The organism is Pseudomonas sp. S2_C11, from assembly GCF_054668395.1.
The window spans coordinates 1,476,159-1,497,315 of record NZ_CP162765.1 but is presented as its reverse complement, the minus strand read 5'-3'; the positions used below and the strand labels follow the sequence as shown (position 1 = coordinate 1,497,315).

Sequence of the window (21,157 nt, the reverse complement as noted above, 5' to 3'; positions counted from 1 at the left end):
TTTACGGTTAATCAGTTGTGCAGGGCCAGCCGCCGCATCGCGCTGGTCAGGTGCGCGCGGGCACTTTGCGCATCGCCTTCACGCATTTGTTCATAGGCGCGCTGCGCAATCGCATGGGGCACCGGTTTCAATTCGCGCTGAGTGGCCAGTGCCAGCAGTTGCACCTGCGCGGCGCGTTCCAGGTAATACAGATCGTCCCAGGCTTCGGCAATGCTCGGCGCAGCGACAATCACACCGTGGTTTTTCAGAAAGAGAATGTCGGCATCGCCCATGACGCTGGCGATGCGGTCGCCTTCAGATGCGTCCAGCGCGAGGCCGTTGTAATCCTCGTCCACCGCTGTGCGCCCGTAAAACTTCAGCGCAGTCTGCCCCAGCCACAGCAGCGGCGGGCCTTGCAATAGGCACAACGCGGTGGCGTGCGGCATGTGCGTGTGGAACGCGACTTTTACTCGTGGCAGTTGCTTGTGCAGGCGCGCGTGGATGTAGAACGCGGTCGCTTCGGGCTCGCCTTCGCCATCGACCACGTTGCCGGCGAAGTCACAGACCAGCAGATTTTGCGCGGTCACTTCCGAAAAAGCGTAGCCGTATGGATTTACCAGAAACAGATCATCATGCCCCGGCAGCATCGCCGAAAAGTGATTGCAGATGCCCTCCTCCAGCCCATGCAGCGCGGCCAGTTGAAAGCACGCAGCGAGTTCGTTGCGGGCGGTGATGATCGCTTCGGTGTCCAGGTGCAGCGTTGCGCTGGGTCTGGCTTTGCCAGTGCCGCTCAAGATATGAGCCATGGCAATTCTCCTTAGGTCCAGCCGAGGGATTTGAACAGCGGCAGCACTTGATCGAGGCTGGACAGGATCGCGTCGGGGCGATAGTCCGGCAACAACTGACGACCCGTGCCGCGATCGATCCACACGCAACGAAAACCCATGTCCCGCGCCGCCGTGTGATCGAGCGTCGGGCTGGCGCAGATGTGCACCACTTCATCCCGGGTCACGCCCAATTGCTCATGAGCGTAGTCGAACAGGCGCGGCGCCGGTTTGTAGGCACCGGCCTGTTGCGCGGTAATCACCCGGTCGATATGGCCGCCGAGTTGCGCGACGTTACCGGCGATGATGTCGTCGTCGGTGTTTGAGACGATGCACAGCTTGAAGCCCAAGGCTTTGAGCTGCGCGAGGGTGTCGACCACTTCGGCAAATGGCGGCATGTTCGGGATGGCCGCCGCCAGACGCTGACTGTCCTCGGACTGGCTCGGCAAGCCCAGTTCTGCCAGCGCCAGTTGCAGGCCGAGTGTGCTCAGTTCGCGAAAGGAACGGTGCGGCGGTGTTTGTTCGAGACGGTGCTCGTGACGGTCGTAGACTTCGATCAACTTAGCGGCGTCGACTGCGTGCTCGCCCTTGTCGCTGAGCATTTTTTCGACCAAGGCTTTCAGGCCTTCATCCCACTGAATCAGCGTGCCGTAGCAATCGAAGGTCAGCCAGTGCGGGCGCGGCGTGTTGTTTAAGGTCATCGGTCGATTCCTCCACAGTGAGGACTTCAGCTTATGAGCGCGCGGTGATAGTGTGAAATTAAATAAACACGCGATTGTCATTCATAAATCCACTATCAGGAGCGCCGCCATGCTGGATCTGGAATTGCTGAAAACCTTTGTCTGCGTAGTCGATGAAGGCAGCTTCACCCGTGCTGCCGAACGTGTGCATCGCACCCAATCGACGGTCAGCCAGCAGGTGCGCAAACTCGAGGATCTGGTCGGCCACCCGCTACTCCTGCGCGACCGCACCGGAGTGAACGTCGCTCTCACTGAGCACGGCGAACTGCTGATCCACTATGCGCGCCGGTTGCTGGCGCTGTCCGCCGAAGCCACGCAAGCGCTGGCCAGTGACGTCGACCTGGAAGTGCTGCGCATCGGCATGCCGGAAGACTTCGACGCCCGGCGCATGGCCCTGATCCTCGCCGGCTTCACCCGCAACCATCCGCAGGCGCGCCTGGAAACCATCAGCGGCATGAGCCTCGACCTGCGCCAACGCCTCGACGCCGGCGACATCGACATTGCCCTGATCAAACGCGAACCCGACAGCGGCCCGGCATGGGCTACCTGGCCGGAACGACTGGTATGGGTCAAAGGCACCGAGTTCGACACCTCCAGCGGTGTGCTACCGCTGGCACTGTTTCCGCAGGGCTGTCTGTACCGACAGCGGGCTATTCGCCTGCTCGATGTGGCGCAGCGACCATGGCGAGTGGCGTTCGGCAGCCACAGCCTGACCGGAATTCAAGCCGCAGTGGCGTCCGGGTTGGGGGTTTCGGTGCTGCCGGTTTCGGCGGTATTGCCAGAGCACGAGGTGTGTAGGGATCTGCCGGAGTTGGCGCCGACGGAACTGGCGCTGGTCAGCCGCGAGGGAGTGTTGAGCGACTTGCAGCGGGGGCTGGTGGAGTTTTTGCGTGGAGAATTGGGGGTGGATGCGGGGGGATTTGCCTGAACCCCCCCGGGGATCCTTATTCGGATTTGTTGATTTCCCGGAGCAGGTCGGCGGTGGGGATGTTCATGGTGTTTGAGTAGTAGCGTGGTTCGTATTCATATTCACATTTCAAAATCCTCAGACCAAAAAAACAGGCGCTCACGGGAGCGCCTGTTTTTCCTGGCTCATTACGGATGGCTCACCGTACCGGCGGCACCCGAATATCCCCCGCCCGACACTGCGTCTTCACCCCTTTGCCACACGCGCCGAACTGCAGATCCTTGTCCATGCACACCCGCACTTCCGACAGCTGCGGGCCGCTGCAAATCACCGCAATTCCATCCTCGGGAATACCCGGATTGGCCTTGCGAAACAGATCGACAATCTCTTGCGCTTCGAAGTAGTACGACGTCGAGCCGAACGGCTGTAACGCCTGCGGAATCTTCACCGCGCCGAGGGCCTGATCGGACTTGTCCAGATAACCCATTGCGCCAAGACCGCTGCAGGTACCGTGCTTGGACCATTCGTGATCAAGGAGTTTTTTCGTCGGGTACATCGTCAGGCCCTTGCTGGTTTCTGCCGCCGACAGCCTGGTCAGCGGCGGACAGGATTGCGGCCAGCCGCCCTTGGCGTATTGCGGCCACAAACCGTGCAGGACAAAACCATAACCCTTGCCGGTGCACTGCGCATCGTCCTTGTGCGTCAGACAAAAAGTCGGTGACCAGGACAGCGCCAGCAGGTAGTAGTCGAACACCCCCGCCACCGATTCGGCCTGCGCTTTCATCGACGCCGGCTGACGCGCCGAACTCGTGCCGATGCTACCGGCCGTCAGCGCGATCAGCGCCAGAATTGTAAACAGCTTTTTCATTAACCCGTTCCTTGGGACGCCTGCGTCCGTGGTTTTCGTTGTTGGCCAGACCTGGCCAGTGCTGATTTCGACACGCTTGTATTGCAAGCGCATGACGCAAGGCAAGGCCCTGCGCCGTGCAAAGGTCTACGCTGAACAGGCAGACATCCAACAAGGGAACCGACATGAGTAAAGCAGACGAACTCGCCGCCAGACTCAAGCAGACACGGCACACCCAGGCTGATGCGGCGCTGGAAATCGATTGCTGGCCTGCTCAGGTGTACGACTTGTACCACCGCATTGAGGGCTGGCTGCAACCAGTCACCGAAGTAGGACTGAAGATTCGGCGAAATCCTACGCACGTTTGCGAAAGTTCGCCGGACGGCGAAAGCCACGACTACGCCATCGACCAGTTGGTGATCGAAGCCAACCATCACAGTTTGATGTTCGATCCGATTGCGCGGTTTACCGAGGACGGTTGCGGACGTGTCGAGATCAAGGTGCCGGGGCGCGATCAGTCGTTGCTGCGCACGGTTGACGAGCATGGCGAGAGTCACTGGTGGTTGCAGACTATCGAGACCGGCCAGGAGCTGGATGCGATTGCGCTGACGGAAAACAATCTGCTGCAAGTGGTGCAGCAAGGGCTGGGGCTTTAAGCCGCCCGGGTTAACTGACAAAACTGTAATGTTTGCCTCAGCCAACTGAAAGCCGGGGCTGGCTAGTCTCTCTGTCATGAGCCAGACGGGGATTTCCAGCGCATGCCTTCCATTCTCACAAGACGCACTTTTGTCAAAGGCCTGGCCGCCGGTAGCTTGCTCGGTGGCCTCGGGCTCTGGCGGACACCGGTCTGGGCGCTGAACGGCGCCGCGCCCGTCAACGAACTGAGCGGCAACGAATTCGAGTTGTTCATCGGCGAAACTCCGGTCAATTTCACGGGTTCCGCACGCACAGCGATGACCATCAATGGCAGCCTGCCCGGCCCGCTGTTGCGCTGGCGCGAAGGCGATACCGTGACGCTGCGGGTGCGTAACCGGCTCACCGCCGACACCTCGATTCACTGGCACGGCATTCTGCTGCCGGCGAACATGGACGGCGTGCCGGGTCTGAGTTTCCACGGCATCGAACCGGGCGGCGTGTACGTCTACCAATTCAAGGTCCGGCAACACGGCACCTACTGGTATCACAGCCATTCCGGCTTACAGGAGCAGGCCGGCGTCTATGGGCCGCTTGTCATCGAGGCCAAGGAGCCAGAGCCCTTCCATTACGATCGCGACTACGTGGTGATGCTCAGCGACTGGACCGACGAAGACCCGGCCAGCCTGATGAAGACCCTGAAAAAACAGTCCGACTACTACAACTTCCACAAACGCACCGTTGGCGACTTCATCAACGATGTCAGCGAAAAAGGCTGGGGCGCCACGGTTGCCGATCGCAAGATGTGGGCGCAAATGAACATGAATCCCACCGACATTGCCGACGTCAGTGGCGCCACGTATACCTTTTTGATCAACGGCCAGGCCCCCGATGACAACTTCACCTGGCTGTTCCGTCCCGGCGAAAAACTGCGCCTGCGCCTGATCAACGGCTCGGCCATGACCTATTTCGATGTGCGCATTCCGGGACTGAAGATGACGGTGGTGGCTGCCGATGGCCTGTACGTCAAACCGGTCAGCGTCGATGAACTGCGTATCGCAGTGGCCGAGACCTATGACGTGATCGTCGAACCTGAAAGCGAGGCCTATACCCTCTTCGCTCAAGCGATGGATCGCACTGGCTACGCCCGTGGCACTCTCGCCACACGCGCCGGCATGTCGGCAGCAGTGCCGGCGCTGGATCCGCGTCCGTTGGTGAGCATGGACGACATGGGCATGGGCGGCATGGATCACGGCAGCATGGACATGAGCGCCATGGATCACTCCAGCATGGGCCCGATGCAAGCCCATCCCGACAGTGAAAACAACAATCCGCTGGTGGACATGCAGGCCATGATCACCGCGCCAAAGCTTGACGATCCGGGCCTTGGCCTGCGCAACAACGGCCGCCGAGTGCTGACCTACGCCGACCTGCGCAGCACCTTCGAGGACCCGGACGGCCGCGATCCGGGCCGCACGATAGAGCTGCACCTGACCGGCCACATGGAGAAATTCGCCTGGTCGTTCAACGGCATCAAATTCTCCGATGCCGAGCCTTTACGGCTGAAATACGGCGAGCGCATCCGCCTGGTGCTGGTCAACGACACCATGATGACCCACCCGATCCACCTTCACGGGATGTGGAGCGATCTGGAAGACGAAAACGGCAACTTTCAGGTGCGCAAACACACCATCGACATGCCGCCCGGCAGCCGCCGCAGCTATCGCGTCACCGCCGACGCCCTCGGCCGCTGGGCCTATCACTGTCATCTGCTTTATCACATGGAAACGGGCATGTTCCGCGAAGTGCGGGTGGAAGAATGAAGAGGCCGATCATGACTCGACTCAGCGTGTTTCCGCTGCTGCTAGCCGGCACCTCCGCCATGGCCGCCGACGCCATGCACGGCATGGACCACAGCCAGATGCCCGGGATGGATCATTCGGCAATGCAAAGCATGGACGACGGCATGATGCAGCCCGCCGCGCCGAGCGAAAGCCGCACGCCGATTCCGCCCGTGACCGACGCCGACCGCGCTGCGGTGTTCACCAGCCCCGGCGGTCATCAGGTGCATGACAGCGTTATAAACAGTTACTTTCTTGCCGACAAACTCGAATGGCAGAACGCCGATGACGGCAGCGCTTTGGCCTGGGACCTGTCCGGCTGGATCGGCGGGGATACCGATCGGTTGTGGCTGCGCTCTGAAGGCGAGCGCAACAACGGCAAGACCGAAGACGCGGAAATTCAAGCGCTGTGGGGCCACGCCATTTCACCGTGGTGGGACGTGGTCGGCGGCGTGCGTCAGGACTTCAAACCCGGCGCACCGCAATCCTGGGCCGCGTTCGGCGTGCAGGGCATGGCGCTCTACAACTTCGAGGCCGAAGCCACGGCTTTCCTTGGCGAGGGCGGCCAGAGTGCGGTACGGCTGGAGGGCGACTACGACATCCTGCTGACCAATCGACTGATCCTGCAGCCGACCGCAGAACTGAATATCTATGGCAAAAACGATCCGCAGCGGGGCATCGGCTCAGGGTTGTCCAATACCGAGGCGGGCCTGCGGTTGCGCTATGAAATCCGCCGCGAATTCGCGCCTTATATCGGCGTGACGTGGAATCGCACTTACGGCAACACCGCCGACTACGCCCGCGAAGAAGACGAGGATCGCAGTGAGGCGCGCCTGGTCCTCGGGGTCAGGCTGTGGTTCTGAATTCTTCTAAAAAAACAAATCGGAGACCTTGCATGCGCACATTAACCCTGCCCCTGATATTCGCCAGCGGATTGCTCCTGAGCACCCTCGCCCAGGCCCACCCGAAACTGCTTTCGTCAACGCCAGCCGAAGGCGCGGAAGGCGCCGCGCCGGGCAGGATCGAGCTGCACTTTTCCGAGAACCTGGTCACGCAATTTTCCGGGGCCAAACTGGTAATGACCGAAATGGGTGGCATGGCTCACTCGCCGATGCCGATGAAAGCCAAAGTCAGCGCCAGCAGCGATCCGAAAACCATGCTGATCACCCCGCTCGCCCCGCTGCCTGCCGGCACCTATCAGGTGCAGTGGCGCGCGGTGTCCGCCGACACGCACCCGATCACCGGTAACGTCACGTTCAAAGTGAAGTGAACAATGGCGGACCTGCTCAACATCATCCTGCGGTTCGCCTTGTATATCGATTTGCTGCTGGTGTTCGGGCTGGCGTTATTTGGCTTGTACAGCTTCAACACGTTGCTGCAGTTCCGTCGGTTATTGCGTGGCATGGCAGTCACAGGGGCATTGCTGTCAGTGGCCGGGCTGGTGCTGATGACCCGCGCCATGAGTGGCGAAACACAGCTCGCGGCGTTGTGGCCGCACCTGCAGATGATGGTATTGGAAACGGACGTCGGCCTGGCGTGGGCGCTGCGGATGACAGCGCTGGCCATCGTGGTGATCCGGCCGGGTCTGTGGCCAGCGTCGCTGGCAGGCGCCATTGCCCTCGCTTCGCTGGCGTGGAGCGGGCATGGCGCGATGGACGAAGGATGGCTGCGGTTCTGGCACTTTCTCAGCGACATCTTGCATTTGCTTGCGGCGGGAGCGTGGTTGGGTGCCTTGCTGGCGCTGGTGTTGATGGTGAGCGGGCGGATCGGTGACACACGCCTTCGCCTGCTCGCCGATGCAGTGAAACGCTTCGAATGGGTGGGCGCGCTGATCGTGCTGACGGTGTCGGTCACCGGCGTGATGAATTATCTTTTCATCGTCGGCCCAAGGTTCGACGGAGTGCTGTTCGGCACTTACGGGCTGCTGCTGGCGATCAAGGTGCTGGCGTTCGCCGTGATGCTGGTGCTGGCTGCGTTGAACCGCTTTCATCTTGGACCGTCACTGCAACGATCGCTGCGCGACGGCCAGCACCTCATCGCCGCGAAAGCGCTGCGGCGCAGTGTCGTAATGGAGTTGGCCCTTGCCCTGTTGATCGTGGCGCTGGTGGCGTGGCTCGGCACATTGAGTCCGGACCCGGGATGACACCCGTGGAAGGCTTTCACTACACTGGGCCACCTTCCCTTTCAGAAGCCCGATCTCAATGACAACACTAAAAAGCACGATGATCCTCGGCGGCCTGCTGACCCTGGCGACTGGCGCTCACGCCGACCCGGCCTCGTCCCACCTCGACAGCATCCAGCAACAAGGCCAGTTGCGTGTCTGCACCACCGGCGACTACAAGCCCTACACCTTCAAGCGCAGCGACGGCGACTTCGAAGGCATCGACATCAGCATGGCCCGCTCCCTGGCCGACAGCCTCGGCGTCAAGGTGCAATGGGTGCAGACCAGCTGGAAAACCCTGATGCCCGACATGCAGGCCGGCAAATGCGACATCGGCATGGGCGGCATCTCGGTCACATTGGAACGGCAGAAAAAAGCCTACTTCAGCAACACCCTCGACACTGACGGCAAAATCCCGCTGGTGCGCTGCGCCGACCAGTCCAAATACCAGACCATCGACCAGATCAACCAGCCCAACGTGCGCCTGGTGGAACCTGCCGGCGGCACCAACGAAGCTTTCGTTCACGCCTTCCTGCCCAGAGCGCAACTGGCTCTGCACGACAACGTGACGATCTTCCAGCAACTGCTCGACAACAAAGCCGACGTGATGATCACCGACGCCTCGGAAGCGCTGTATCAGCAGAAACTCAAACCGGGGTTGTGCGCAGTGAATCCGCATCAGTACATGCAGTACGGTGAGAAGGCGTACTTGCTGCCGCGCGATGACATCAGTTGGAAACTGTATGTCGATCAGTGGCTACATTTGAGCAAGGTCACTGGCAAGTATCAGCAGACGTTGAGTGAGTGGATTGCGGTGCCGCAGTAAGCCAAGGAACCCGGCCGACGCGCGCATTGAGGGAACGGTTCGCTCAATGCACGCGGTCGGCACGCGGTGGAGAAAAGTGGCAGCCGTAATTCCAAAAAGCAGACAAGGCCTACACTGAAATCACAGCGACACGTTCGCTTCCGCCGCGATGCATACCGCACATCCACCGCTACTGCGCTTGAGGCGTCCCATGAATGTCGACTGGCTCAATTTCACGCCTTGGTCTTCCCTTGCCGGCGGCGCGCTGATCGGCCTGGCCGCGAGTCTGTTCGTGGTCGGCAATGGACGTATTGCCGGCATCAGCGGCCTGATCGGCAGCCTGCTGCAACGCAATCGTGAAGGCGCCAGCGAGAAGGCGCTGTTCATCCTTGGCCTGCTGGTGGCGCCACTGCTGTGGGGATTGTTCAAGGCGTTACCGCCGATCGAGTTCCAGAGCGACTGGTCAGGGCTGATTCTCGCAGGGTTATTCGTAGGGCTTGGCACACGCTACGGCTCAGGTTGCACCAGCGGCCATGGCGTTTGCGGCATATCGCGCCTTTCGCCACGTTCGATGCTCGCCACTGCCTGCTTTATGCTCAGCGGGTTCTTCACCGTATTTGTCCTGCGCCATCTGACGGGAGTTTGAACGTGCTCAAACTCAATGCATTCCTGGCCGGCCTGCTGTTCGGCGTCGGATTACTTCTGGCGGGCATGGCCAATCCGACGAAAGTCCTGGCGTTCCTCGACGTGGCCGGGGCCTGGGATCCCTCGCTGGCATTGGTCATGGTGGGCGCCATTGCCATCGCTATCGGCCCGCTGACCTGGGCACGCCGGCAACGCAAATCGGTACTGGGCAACCCCATGCAACTACCCGCCCGAAAAGAGCTGGACCGACGTCTGGTTGGTGGCAGCCTGCTGTTCGGGGTCGGTTGGGGGATAGCCGGCATCTGCCCTGGCCCGGCAGTGACCATCCTGTTGACAGGCCACTGGCAAGCAATCGTTTTCGTATTGGCGATGCTCGCAGGCATGGGGCTACGCTGCTGGAAACCCGACGCAACCCGTGACCGCAGAACAACCGACATTAAGGCGCAGGGCACCCACGGCAGCCAGTGTTGGTGGTGATCAATGTTTTGCACAAGATCGCGGATTGGATGATCTCCCCTGCCACGCACTCGTCGAGATCTGCGCCAATGATTTAAAGGCCGGCCTGGCGAACCAGTAGCCCTGCATCAGGTAAATGCCGCAATCGGCGAGAAAGTCTCTTTCCTCGGCATCTTCTATGCCCTCGGCGATCACTTCCACGCCCAACTCTCTACACATGTTCACCACGTTGCGCACGATGGTCTGGCGTACGCGGTCACGGTGAATATTGCGGATCAGCGCCATATCCAGCTTGATCAGGTCTGGCTGAAAATCCGCCAACAAGTTAAGGCCGGAATAGCCTGCGCCAAAGTCGTCGATCGCCGTCTTGAAACCAAACTCACGATACTCACGCAAGATATTCATCAAATGCTTGTTGCTTTCAACGTGCTCGCCTTCCACGGCCTCAAAGATCAGCCGCTCCAGCGGAAAGCCGTATGTGCGCGCCGCTTCCAGCGTGCTGCGAATACACATCTCCGGCCGGTAAACGGCATTCGGCAGAAAGTTGATCGACAGGTACTGCGTCATGCCCAAGTCAGCCGCCGTGGAAATCGCCCGCACACGACACAGTTGATCGAATCGATAACGGTTCTGATCGTCCACCTGCTCCAGGACAGACAAGGCGCCTTCACCGTTTACGCCGCGAACCAACGCTTCATGGGCAAACGTCGTTTGATCGCGCAGATCCACAATGGGCTGGAAAGCGAAGGCGAAATCCATCTCTGGCACACCTTTGTTCTTACAGCCCTGGCAGCCACCGGGAGACACTATTGATTTTGGAAAGTCGGTCATGACACCCCTGATAACGGGTTGTAACCTTCCATGGTGATAAATGATCAGTTGCAGGATTGCGTCATCTGCAAACCAGGCAACAACTGCAGCCCTGCGGCGCCTGAATATTCAAAGGCGCCGCGTGCTCGACGTTAAATGGTCAGGTGCGGAAATGCGCGGTCATTCGCTGCAGGTCCTGCCCCAGGGACGCCAATTCGATCGTCGCCGCCGCACTTTCTTCGCTGGCGACAGCCGACTGGTCAGCCACATCACGCACACTGACAATGCTGCGGTTGATTTCGTCGGCCACGGCACTTTGCTGCTCGGCGGCGGCCGAGATCTGCAGACTCATCTCCTGGATCGTACCGATGGACTGATTGATCTCGGTAATCGCCAATTCGGCCTTCTGCGCCAGTACCACCGTATCGAGGGTGCGCTCGCGGCTTGAGGTCATCAGCGTCGCGGCCGCTTGCGTGCCTTGTTGCAGGGTGACGATCAACGCTTCGATTTCCTTGGTCGAGTCCTGCGTGCGCTGTGCCAACGAGCGCACTTCGTCTGCCACCACAGCAAAACCACGTCCCTGCTCACCCGCCCGTGCGGCTTCGATAGCGGCGTTCAACGCGAGCAGATTGGTCTGCTCGGCGACGGCTTTGATCACATCGATGACTTTGCCGATCTGCTCGCTGTCCTGAGTCAGCACGTTCATCGCACCGCCCAACTCCTCAATGGCCATGGCAAGTTCGCTGATCTGCACCGTCGCCTGCTTGACCACCGTGCTGCCATGGCGCGCCTGCTGATCGGCGAGGGTCGCGGCAGCTGAAGCATCGGTGGTGTTACGCGCAACTTCCTGCACCGTCGAAGCCATTTCGTGCATCGCCGTGGCAACTTGATCCACTTCGCTTTTTTGCTGACGTACACCTGCGCTGGTCTGCTCGCTCATGGCCGAAAGCTTTTCCGCAGAAGTGGAAATCTGCGTGACGCCATTGCCGATACCTTGCACCAGCGTGTTCAGGTTCTGCGCCATCTCCTGCATCGCATTTTGCAGATCGCCCAACTCATCTTTGCGCGCAGACCTGGCCTGTACCGTCAGGTCGCCTTTGGCAATCCGTCGTGCCAGATCAACCGTCAGCGCTAGCGGCGCAGTGATCTGGCGCGAGATGACCACCGAAGCCAACAGCCCGATCACCAGCGCCAACGCAGTCAATACCGCCATCTGAATAAAAGCCGAATGCTGATCCTCATGTGCAAGGCGCTGCTGGGTGTCCATCAGGCCACTCATGATCTTGTCCATCGCCTTGCTTTGCTGGTCGACCTGCTCGCGCATGTTCTGCTTCTGCTCAAACAGCCCGGCCACTTCCATCAATACTTCGCGATAACGCCGCATGCCGGCATGCGCTTCTTCCAGTTGGCTCGACAGGGCCGTCGGCAGGCTGGTGCGCGCCTTGCTGATATCACTCAAGAAGCTATCGATGGTTTCCATCAGCAGTTTTTTGTTCACGTCGTTGGGCACCGCAATGTAACGACGCAACATCAGGCGAAACGTGGTCATGCCATTGCGCAAATCGGCCACCGTGCGCAGCTCCCGAACGCGTTCACCATCGGCAGACGCCAGTGCACTGGTTGTGGTGCCTTCAAGCATGCCGGCAAAAGTTTGCGCGTACTTGTCCGACAGCGCCGTCAGCGGTTTCAGCGCATCAGTGGTCGATTGATCGGCAGCGATCAGCCGTTTGACCTTCTGGTCGTAGGCAACAATCGTGGTTTGCAAAGCCTTCAGGGCTTGCTGGTTTTCAGCGCGAGTCAAGGTGTCCAGCGCCTTGCTCACAAGGCCCTGCAAGACATTCAACTGCGCGTTATAGGACTCGGCGAACGCTGCGTCAGCGGCGGCTTCGTACTGTTTCTCGGACAGACGCATATTTTGCGTAGCGTCATTCAACGTGCCGATCAGACGCGTCGTACTCAAGCGATCAACCAGCACGCTGTTGCTGTTATAGCCAATGAAGGCAACCGCCAAAACGGCCAGCAGAAGAATGCCGAAGCCGGTTCCCAGCTTGCGGGAAACTTTGATGTCACCGAGGAAATTCGATGCTACTGCCATATTCAGCCTCAAACGTCCTGACGCGAAACGCCAGGCACAAAAAATTGATCTCCGGTAACCACAGTCACCGTCCAGACATTCGGGGGTCGTCATCCAGGGCGTAATACGGGACGCTCCAGCTGCCCCGGAAATGCAAATGCCGATACTGTTGAAGCGTCGAAAAGAGACCCGACGCGAGCACCGGCAGACAAACCCTTCACGTCGCAAACAGAGCATTTGCACGCTGGATTTATCGTTTCAGCAAAGGTGTCTGGAGGGATGCTATTAATTTTGGGAAAACTTGTACAACTTTATATTTTTGTATAATCGTTGAACTTTTTGAGCGGCGTGATGACGCATTGCCATCATGATTTGTGGCACATCGCTATTGGCGTAAAACGGGGTTGAAAATGCGGATTCAAATGCCTGGCCACGCAATCACTGCCTCGAAGGCGTCCGGTGTGTGGTGTGTGGTGTGTGGTGTGTGGTGCGTGGTGGGCATGGGTACACGCAGATTGCCTTGAGGGCCATGCAGTGATGGTTTGGATTGCTTACCAGCTGACCCGGTTGAGGAAGCCGAAATCTGCGGTTGAGTCGGCGAGTCAGTTTGGCTAGATCTGCAAGAGAAAGCCGTCACCTTAAGGTGACGGCTTTTGTGTTCATTGAAAGGCTGTACCAATCCTCGATCGATCGGATGAATACCAGATTCCGGTGACTTTACCGGTAATGTCCTGGACTGCGACCTGACCCATAAAGCGGCTGTCGTTACTGCTGTCGCGGTTATCGCCGAGCAGATAAACATGATTTTTCTCGACCACCGTCTGCGGCGTTTGCAGATAACGAGGATCCTTCACGCGCTCTGTCGGCGCAAAGAACAGCCCCATGTTTTCGCCGTTGCGGATGACCTTACCGTCAACAATCGACAAGGTGTCGCCACCCACTGCTGCCACACGTTTGACCGCCTCCGTGCCGTTATAGCGATACACCACAATGTCGCCCACCTGCGGCGCGTCGATGCGCATGTTGGTGACGATATAGTCACCGATCGAAAGGGTCGGAACCATCGAGCCGGAGGGGATCAAGTAAGTCTTGAACCCTAGCGTCGGGCCTCGCAATGGACCGAAAAGAACCAGCGTAAAGATGACCAGCGCCACCACGTAAAGCACATGGAAACGGGTGCTGGGGCTGTTCACCGGACGGTCGTTTCTACGCACCGATATCGCAGCCGCCGTGGCCGAGCCGAGTTTCACCAGGACGATAAACGTAGCGAAGACATACAGGCCCAATGGCGTGGCAGGCACCCCGCAGACACCGAGTAAAATCACCCCCAGATAAAGCAAAGCGGCAACACGCACCGCCCACTTCACCTGACCGGCATACACCAGACCCCAGCCGGCCACTAGGCACGACATCACAAATGCTTGCAGCGGCAACTTCGGCTTATCAGGAGTAGACATAAATTCTCTTCACGTAAATAGCTAACAATCAAGCGCCCGGCCTATTCAGCCAATAGGGCGCTACGGGCAATGCAGTGGGGGTTATTTAGCGGAAAAATAACCGGTCGTGCGCAATTGCAGGCTGTACAACTCCTGACGGATGAACGAAAAGGAGCCATCACGCTCGCTACCAAACGAAGGGTGGAGGCCATACGCAGGTTGGTAGACCGGTCGTCAGGAACCCCGGCGCATCCGAAGATGCCCCACGCATGACCACCATAAAACTAAGACGAGAAACGTCGTCGCAAAACGGTAGTCTTGTGCTTCTGACGGAACGGGCTACCAAACCCGATCACTGTTTTCAGTGACCCGGAGACGATAAAACCCGCAGGCTAGACGCACAAGCCGGCGGATTCTGTCTTAGGTGTAGGGGGAGGCGCAAGACAAGGTAGGCTTCGGATAACTTTCACCAGTCAGATTTAAACATGCGCCTGCGCAATCGTTTAAACGCATACTGAAGGACAGAAAACAGGCAGAAATACACTTCCTCCCATCAGGCCGAGCGCGTCGGAGCCCAGTTCAAACCACAAACAGCGCCTCGCAAGCCTTTGCCTGTTCGCAGACCTGATAAACTCTTGCGCCTTCGCCTTCTTGATCCAGATTCCTCACATGTCCCTACAACCCGTCACACTCTCCCGCCGCTTCTCCGTCGCCCCGATGATGGATTGGACGGACCGCCACTGCCGGTACTTCCTGCGCATCCTGTCCAAGCACGCCCTGCTCTACACCGAAATGGTCACCACCGGCGCACTCCTCAACGGCGATCACGAACGTTTCCTGCGTCACAACGAAGCCGAGCACCCGCTCGCCTTGCAGCTCGGCGGTAGTGTTCCGTTGGATCTCGCCGCCTGCGCGCGCATGGCCGAGGAACACGGCTACGACGAGGTGAACCTTAACGTCGGCTGCCCAAGCGATCGTGTGCAGAACAACATGATCGGCGCGTGCCTGATGGGGCATCCGCAGTTGGTGGCCGACTGTGTGAAGGCGATGCGCGATGCGGTGTCGATTCCGGTAACGGTGAAGCACCGGATCGGCATCAATGGGCGCGACAGTTATGCCGAGCTGTGCGATTTCGTCGGTACTGTGCGGGATGCCGGCTGCACGAGTTTTACCGTGCATGCGCGGATTGCGATTCTGGAGGGGTTGTCGCCGAAGGAGAATCGCGACATTCCGCCGTTGCGCTATGACGTCGCGGCGCAGTTGAAGGCGGATTTTCCGGAGCTGGAGATTGTGCTGAATGGCGGGATCAAGACCATGGAGGCCTGCCATGAGCATCTGCAGACGTTCGATGGCGTGATGTTGGGGCGTGAGGCTTATCACAATCCGTATTTGCTGGCGGAGGTCGATCAGCAACTGTTCGGCAGTACCGCGCCGGTGATCAGTCGGGCTGAGGCGTTGGCGCAGTTGCGGCCGTATATCGCCGAGCATTTGCTGGCCGGTGGTGCGATGCATCACATCACTCGGCATGTGCTGGGCCTGGGCACAGGGTTCCCCGGGGCGCGCAAGTTTCGTCAGTTGTTGTCGGTGGATATTCACAAGGCCAAGGATCCGCTGGCGTTGCTGGATCAGGCGGCTGAGTTGCTTGAAGGTCGTTGATTGATGGATTGAGCGTGCGGGCGACGCATGAGCGTTGCCCGGTGTTTTGATGTACTGACAGGATGTCTTTCGTTTATGCCCGCGTTTACTTGTTCAGGTTTCAAGCGTTTCACCCTCCTCGCTTTGTTCAGCTTCACCTCCAACGTTTATGCGCACTGCGATGGCTTTTGCATGGGCCATACCGATACGCCGTGGGAGGTGACGCAGTTTTCCGGCTTCACTTTGGTGTCTTTGATCCTCGCACCTATTTCGTCTAGCCAGGAAACCACCGACAGTCACAAGCGTGTTTACTCCGCCGAGGAGCAAGAAGACGCGCGACTCTATCTGGCCAGCGACGGCATGCTGCAGGCCGCATATTTCACCTCGGCCTTGCAGCGCTTTCGTCAGGAGTCGTCGGATTCGACGTTAAACGATCTCGCCGTGGCGGCGTTGATCAGCGCGCAGTGATCAGGCGGCCGCTGCGGCGCTCCAGTTCACCCAGCCAAACAGCCAGGTTGCCAGAATCAACAAACCAAAACCGATCCGGTAGCACGCGAACGCGGCATAGCTGTGGTTGGCGATAAATTTGAGCAGGCCACGCACTGCGATCATCGCGAAGATGAAGGCGGTGACGAAGCCGAGGGCGAAGACTGGCAGGTCGTTGGGTTGGAACAGGTCGCGGTATTTGTAGCCGGAATAAACGGCGGCGCCGACCATGGTCGGCATGGCGAGGAAGAACGAGAACTCGGTGGCGGCTTTGCGCGACAAGCCGAAGAGCAGACCGCCGATGATGGTCGAGCCGGAGCGCGAGGTGCCGGGAATCATCGCCAGGCACTGTACGAAACCGACCTTCAACGCGTGAGACCAGCGCATGTCATCGACATGTTCGACGCTGACCACATGGCTTCGCTGTTCGGCCCATAACATGACGATGCCGCCGACAACCAGGGCGACGGCAACGGTGATCGGGTTAAACAGGTATTCATGAATCGCGTCGGCGAACAACACACCGAGGACAACGGCCGGGAAAAACGCGATCAGCAGATTAAGGGTGAAACGTTGCGCGTTGCGCTCGGTGGGCAGGCCTTTGACGATTTCGAAGATCTTCGGACGAAACTCCCAGACCACCGCAAGAATGGCCCCCAGTTGAATAATGATGTTGAACGCCATGGCGCGTTCGCCGCCAAACTCGAGCAGGTCGGCGACAATAATCTGGTGGCCGGTACTCGAGATGGGCAAGAACTCGGTCAGGCCTTCAACCGCGCCTAATATCAATACCTGGAAAAGGGTCCAGAAATCCATTAATCCTCCGTCAGAGCACTCAGGGTGAGCGACCAGTCAATAACACTCAGGGGTTGAGTATCTGAACTACACAATTGGCGCATATAAAGATCTAAAGAGATCGCAGCCTTCGACAGCTCCTACATTTGGAATGCATTTCCATGTAGAAGCTGCCGAAGGCCGCGACCTTTTGATTTCGAAGAATAGGTTTAACGGACTGCCACACTCAAGTCATGTTAGTAATCGTCGGCCGACGAACTAAACGGAAAAAATTTACATCTATTACAACAAATATTTCAGTTCAGATATGAAGTGTGATCAACTTCACACATTGTTGACATGGCCAATCAGTGGCAAAAGGACATAGACAACGCCATCGTCACAAGCTCAAAATAGTGGCACCATTGCATATAGCCATCACTTATCCATTAGTTCACAAGCCCGAAAAAATCAACTAAAAGCCTGAAAAGCTTAGTTATTGTTAGAAAACTCGGGAGACACGTCTAAAATCCGCGCAAATGTTACCAATTGTCAGTCACAGATGAGAACCGGTGCTTTAACATCCCGATGTCAGCACCTAATTCGAGTCAACGCATGATGCTCTCAGGGAACTTGGCGACGAGAAGTCCGCGCCCGACAAATGATGAATCCGGTGTTCTTGCGCTGGGTCGTACACTGGGTGTGGCTGATCATTTGAGATCGCTGATCGCAAAGCACGTGCAGCCCGATATGACTCTGGAAACAGGTGCTTTCACTAGTTCATATAAGCAGCACGGTTACATCGGTTCCTACCGCGCCATTTTCGTCATCATCGATAATCCACAAGCTATCGAAGAAAATCTGGCCCTGGTGCAGAACCTGCGCGATGACAACTTGAAGCCACTTATTTGCGCAATTGTCACCGGCCGCGGTGCCGTCAACAAGATCAAATATTTCCTCGCCGGGGCGGATGCCTGTATCAAGCTCAACACATTGAGCGATGACAGCGAAGACTTGCTCGCGGAGTTCTTCAACAGCGAAGACTGGCAACGAGATATCAATCTCACGCTTGATCCGACGCGGATCTGCCTGATGGACAGTCGGCGCAAACTGGATATCTCTTTCGCCGAGATGAAGATCCTCGAGGCCTTTGCGCACACCGGCAATCACATTCTGAGTCATGATGAAATCGCCAGCATCATGGGCCTCAACAGCAATTTCTACGATCCTCGGGCACTGGAAAAATCAATCAGTCGCTTGCGTGGAAAAATCAAGGACATGTATGGTACAAACGCGATTCAGAGCATCCGCGGCTACGGCTATCGCCTGATGCGGGGCCTGATATCGACTGCCTGAGTCTCGGGCAGTCTTCCCTTTTGCATACGTACGAAGGATCGTCTGATGCAGCCATATCGTTCCAATTGCGCCTCATACTTATTAAAACTCAAGCACTTGAATGAGTACGGCATCACGCCACATAACAATAAAACTCCATAACATAGCAGCAGATCGAGTGGAATTTATCGATGGCCATTTTCGGCCAGAACCCTGCCTACGATTACTTCCGAGGAAGTCATTGCTCGCCTGCCGATTTATCTTTTAGCCAATTTTGGTGTGTATTTAGGAGAGAGACATGGAAACGAGTACAACCCTCCCCAGAAAATATTTTGTTGTTGTGACGCACAGCACAACGTCGCAACGTGAACTGGAAAGCATCTTGTCCAGTGAGCGTTTCAATTCGTTTGGCACGTCGCAGGCACAAATGTTTGTTGAAGGTGTTGCTTCGCCCTCTTCCGCCCCGATGGTCATGGAGTTCAGTTACCCAAGCCTCAGCCGAAAGAATGTTGCGCGCAGTATCGAACATGATACTCAACGCATACTGGCCACTCTTGAAAATGAATGGCGAGCCGCGCAAACAGACAATCCGTTTCAAAGCTTCCCGACCCGCAGTGCAGAACGCGCTCATATCTCCAATGTCAGCGAGAGCACTGAGCCTTGCAGCGACACCTGGCATCTTGACGATGAACAAGGCGTGTTGCTCAAGGACAATGTTGCGATCAGCCTGACTGGCCTGGAAACCGCTCTGATCAGGAAAATGCTGAGCCATGAAGAGCGTGTGGTCAGTCGTGATGACCTGATCATCAGTATTGGCCGGGAACCGGAACAATACCGTGGCCTGGAAATGTGCCTGAGCCGGTTGCAGGACAAGTTCAAAAGTGCGAGTAATGGCGAGCGATTGTTCCGTGCCGTAAGAAATCGCGGATATTGCCTGATCCAGGAAGTCGTAGCGTAATCACCGGCGCCACTAAAACCGAGACAAACAGATATAAAGTGCGACTACAACAACAAGAAGAGCACTCTGTCTGGTTTTCCCTCCCTGATTCAATAAAAGCTTCCCTGCCTCCACCCTGCAACAGTAACAAATACCCCCTCGCCTTTTCACCCCCCGCTCTACGACCTTTTCTAACAGCCATCTATTTAATTATTAAAAAGTTGGCACTGTGCCATCTTGTTAGAACTCGTCAGACACCATTCCCGGCAATAACTTAGTCTATTGGCTGACGACAGTTCGGCTCTCGATGTTGTTACCTCAAGACACTCGCTAAAACAAAAACAATAAGTCTGCATAACAACTCGGCTTTCAACTGTTGAAACCTGAATGGACGTCTTTTGGGGATATCGTATGGATCTTTCTCTCAGTATTAATCGAAGCACGGGCCTCAAGGGACTGACCTTTTGGGGCCAATGGGCGCTGGCACAGGCTTTCGTTGTGACGCTGCTGTTCATCCTCGCTGAACAGCACACAGGCACCGTCGCGTTCTACTACCGAATGTGCGCCACCCTCGCCGTCCTGGCCTCGGTGCCCGCTTACACATTCACGGGTGTTTACCGCAAACGCGACAACTACCTGACCGGCCTCGGCCGCCTGTTCATGGGTTGGTCGATAACCATGGCCGCGCTGGCGTGCATCGCCTTTGTCTGCCAGGCCGATGAGCTGTTTTCCCGTCAGGTGATTCTGAGCTGGGCGGTGTACGGCTTCCTCGGTCAGGCGTTTCTCTACGCGCCGCTGCATGCATTTTCCAAGTTCTACCAGCGTTCGCGTAAAAGCGAACACCGGACGCTGATTGTCGGCACTGGCGAACTGGCGCTGGGCCTGGCGAAGAAACTCAGCCAACTGGAAAACCTGCCGCTGATCGGGCTGGTCAGCAACGGAGACAAGCCCGCTCTCGGCTCCGATGCACCGCGTGTCGTTGGTGCTCAGGACGAGTTGCTTGAGCTGATCGAAGCCCACGACATCCGTCGTTTGTACATCACCCTGCCCCTGTGCGAAGCCGCGAAGATCGAAGCGATGTATGTCGATTTGCTCGGGGCCAACGTCGATGTGGTGTGGGTGCCGGACTTGAACAGCCTGACCCTGCTCAACCACTCGGTGAAAGTCGTGGACGGCCTGCCGGCGATTTACCTGAACGAAAGCCCGCTGACCAGCCGCCCGACCGCTGCCCTGAGCAAGAGTCTGGTGGAGAAAACCGTGGCATTCCTGGCGATCATCGCGCTCAGTCCGCTGCTGTTGATCATCGCTCTGGCGGTGAAAATCAACTCGCCCGGCCCGGTGTTTTTCAAGCAGGACCGCCATGGCTGGAACGGCAAGGTGATCAAGGTCTGGAAATTCCGCTCGATGCGTGTCCACGATGACCGTGAAGTGAAACAGGCCAGCCGTAATGACTCGCGCATCACCGCAGTAGGCCGTTTTATCCGCCGTACTTCGCTGGATGAGTTGCCGCAGTTGTTCAACGTGTTGCAGGGGCACATGGCGCTGGTGGGGCCACGGCCGCATGCGGTGGCGCACAACAATTACTACTCGGGCAAGATCCTCGCTTACATGGCGCGTCACCGAATCAAACCGGGCATCACTGGCCTGGCACAGATCAGCGGCTGCCGGGGTGAGACCGACACCATCGACAAGATGCAAAAGCGTGTCGAGATCGACCTGCAGTACATCAACAGCTGGTCGTTGTGGCTGGATCTGAAGATCCTCGTGAAGACGCCGTTTACGTTGTTGTCGAAGGATATTTACTGAGGCTCAGCGCTGCAGATCACAAGGGG

Annotated in this window: 21 protein-coding genes and 1 pseudogene; 14 read left to right on the top strand and 8 right to left on the bottom strand. The window is 57.8% G+C overall.

The features are described from left to right. Positions 1–11: 11 nt before the first annotated feature. Together AB4N48_RS06910 and AB4N48_RS06905 are read right to left on the bottom strand one after the other, a co-directional pair. Positions 12–785, bottom strand: coding sequence for an aldolase (locus AB4N48_RS06910; RefSeq protein ID WP_041477259.1), 774 nt, complete (start codon positions 783–785; stop codon positions 12–14). Between the two features lie 11 nt (positions 786–796). After that, positions 797–1,504 (bottom strand): haloacid dehalogenase type II, encoded by a 708-nt coding sequence (locus AB4N48_RS06905; protein ID WP_460095010.1) that lies wholly within the window; start codon positions 1,502–1,504, stop codon positions 797–799. Between the two features lie 109 nt (positions 1,505–1,613). Here AB4N48_RS06905 and AB4N48_RS06900 point away from each other — a divergent pair, with 109 nt between their 5' ends. Then, positions 1,614–2,471 (top strand): LysR family transcriptional regulator, encoded by an 858-nt coding sequence (locus AB4N48_RS06900; RefSeq protein WP_460095008.1) that lies wholly within the window; start codon positions 1,614–1,616, stop codon positions 2,469–2,471. 178 nt (positions 2,472–2,649) lie between these two features. Here the strand turns inward: AB4N48_RS06900 and AB4N48_RS06895 are convergent, their stop codons facing one another. Further along, the gene (locus AB4N48_RS06895; RefSeq protein ID WP_150634854.1) at positions 2,650–3,318 is read right to left on the bottom strand and encodes a ribonuclease T2 family protein; all 669 of its coding nucleotides are present in this window, start codon (positions 3,316–3,318) and stop codon (positions 2,650–2,652) included. 164 nt (positions 3,319–3,482) lie between these two features. Here AB4N48_RS06895 and AB4N48_RS06890 point away from each other — a divergent pair, with 164 nt between their 5' ends. The 8 genes from AB4N48_RS06890 to AB4N48_RS06855 all read left to right on the top strand — a co-directional run bounded on the left by AB4N48_RS06890 (position 3,483) and on the right by AB4N48_RS06855 (position 9,859). Then, entirely contained in the window at positions 3,483–3,953 is a 471-nt protein-coding gene (locus AB4N48_RS06890; RefSeq protein ID WP_041477268.1) for a hypothetical protein, read from the top strand. A gap of 102 nt (positions 3,954–4,055) precedes the next feature. Continuing rightward, positions 4,056–5,753 (top strand): copper resistance system multicopper oxidase, encoded by a 1,698-nt coding sequence (locus AB4N48_RS06885; protein WP_460095006.1) that lies wholly within the window; start codon positions 4,056–4,058, stop codon positions 5,751–5,753. An 11-nt stretch (positions 5,754–5,764) separates the two neighbouring features. Beyond that, the gene (locus AB4N48_RS06880; protein WP_460095005.1) at positions 5,765–6,634 is read left to right on the top strand and encodes a copper resistance protein B; all 870 of its coding nucleotides are present in this window, start codon (positions 5,765–5,767) and stop codon (positions 6,632–6,634) included. Positions 6,635–6,666: 32 nt separating this feature from the next. Next, a complete protein-coding gene (gene copC / locus AB4N48_RS06875; RefSeq protein WP_056791417.1) occupies positions 6,667–7,041 on the top strand; it encodes a copper homeostasis periplasmic binding protein CopC in 375 nt (124 codons plus the stop codon). 3 nt (positions 7,042–7,044) lie between these two features. After that, positions 7,045–7,914 carry a copper homeostasis membrane protein CopD gene (gene copD, locus AB4N48_RS06870; RefSeq protein WP_460095004.1) on the top strand — a complete coding sequence of 290 codons (870 nt, stop codon included), beginning with the start codon at positions 7,045–7,047 and terminating at the stop codon, positions 7,912–7,914. Positions 7,915–7,972: 58 nt separating this feature from the next. Continuing rightward, positions 7,973–8,758 (top strand): transporter substrate-binding domain-containing protein, encoded by a 786-nt coding sequence (locus AB4N48_RS06865; RefSeq protein ID WP_375122436.1) that lies wholly within the window; start codon positions 7,973–7,975, stop codon positions 8,756–8,758. A 190-nt stretch (positions 8,759–8,948) separates the two neighbouring features. Then, positions 8,949–9,383 carry a YeeE/YedE family protein gene (locus AB4N48_RS06860; RefSeq protein ID WP_056791428.1) on the top strand — a complete coding sequence of 145 codons (435 nt, stop codon included), beginning with the start codon at positions 8,949–8,951 and terminating at the stop codon, positions 9,381–9,383. A 2-nt stretch (positions 9,384–9,385) separates the two neighbouring features. Continuing rightward, positions 9,386–9,859 carry a DUF6691 family protein gene (locus tag AB4N48_RS06855; protein WP_460095001.1) on the top strand — a complete coding sequence of 158 codons (474 nt, stop codon included), beginning with the start codon at positions 9,386–9,388 and terminating at the stop codon, positions 9,857–9,859. Here the strand turns inward: AB4N48_RS06855 and rimA are convergent, their stop codons facing one another. The 4 genes and pseudogenes from rimA to lepB form a co-directional block, all read right to left on the bottom strand. Continuing rightward, on the bottom strand, positions 9,860–10,669 hold the full coding sequence (gene rimA / locus AB4N48_RS06850; protein WP_375122437.1) for a S6 modification regulatory phosphodiesterase RimA: 810 nt from the start codon (positions 10,667–10,669) through the stop codon (positions 9,860–9,862). A 139-nt stretch (positions 10,670–10,808) separates the two neighbouring features. Further along, positions 10,809–11,513 carry a methyl-accepting chemotaxis protein gene (locus AB4N48_RS06845; protein WP_370593522.1) on the bottom strand — a complete coding sequence of 235 codons (705 nt, stop codon included), beginning with the start codon at positions 11,511–11,513 and terminating at the stop codon, positions 10,809–10,811. A 201-nt stretch (positions 11,514–11,714) separates the two neighbouring features. After that, positions 11,715–12,743, bottom strand: a pseudogene (locus AB4N48_RS06840) (methyl-accepting chemotaxis protein); the annotation flags it as partial. A 638-nt stretch (positions 12,744–13,381) separates the two neighbouring features. Next, the gene (lepB, locus tag AB4N48_RS06835; RefSeq protein ID WP_460095000.1) at positions 13,382–14,179 is read right to left on the bottom strand and encodes a signal peptidase I; all 798 of its coding nucleotides are present in this window, start codon (positions 14,177–14,179) and stop codon (positions 13,382–13,384) included. Positions 14,180–14,827: 648 nt separating this feature from the next. Here lepB and dusA point away from each other — a divergent pair. Both dusA and AB4N48_RS06825 read left to right on the top strand, forming a co-directional pair. Continuing rightward, positions 14,828–15,814 carry a tRNA dihydrouridine(20/20a) synthase DusA gene (gene dusA / locus AB4N48_RS06830; RefSeq protein WP_460094999.1) on the top strand — a complete coding sequence of 329 codons (987 nt, stop codon included), beginning with the start codon at positions 14,828–14,830 and terminating at the stop codon, positions 15,812–15,814. Between the two features lie 27 nt (positions 15,815–15,841). Continuing rightward, on the top strand, positions 15,842–16,261 hold the full coding sequence (locus tag AB4N48_RS06825) for a DUF2388 domain-containing protein (RefSeq protein ID WP_236169401.1): 420 nt from the start codon (positions 15,842–15,844) through the stop codon (positions 16,259–16,261). Here AB4N48_RS06825 and AB4N48_RS06820 read toward each other — a convergent pair whose 3' ends face one another. After that, positions 16,262–17,095: an undecaprenyl-diphosphate phosphatase gene (locus AB4N48_RS06820; RefSeq protein WP_460094998.1), complete on the bottom strand. Its 834-nt coding sequence runs from the start codon at positions 17,093–17,095 to the stop codon at positions 16,262–16,264. Between the two features lie 573 nt (positions 17,096–17,668). On the opposite strand from AB4N48_RS06820, the gene AB4N48_RS06815 reads away from it, so the two are divergent. From AB4N48_RS06815 to AB4N48_RS06805, 3 genes are all read left to right on the top strand, one after another. Next, on the top strand, positions 17,669–18,409 hold the full coding sequence (locus tag AB4N48_RS06815; RefSeq protein WP_095182403.1) for a winged helix-turn-helix domain-containing protein: 741 nt from the start codon (positions 17,669–17,671) through the stop codon (positions 18,407–18,409). Positions 18,410–18,686: 277 nt separating this feature from the next. Continuing rightward, positions 18,687–19,346 carry a winged helix-turn-helix domain-containing protein gene (locus AB4N48_RS06810; RefSeq protein WP_460094997.1) on the top strand — a complete coding sequence of 220 codons (660 nt, stop codon included), beginning with the start codon at positions 18,687–18,689 and terminating at the stop codon, positions 19,344–19,346. A 390-nt stretch (positions 19,347–19,736) separates the two neighbouring features. Next, positions 19,737–21,131, top strand: a complete 1,395-nt coding sequence (locus AB4N48_RS06805) for an undecaprenyl-phosphate glucose phosphotransferase (RefSeq protein WP_252867993.1) — start codon at positions 19,737–19,739, stop codon at positions 21,129–21,131. Positions 21,132–21,157: the final 26 nt, after the last annotated feature.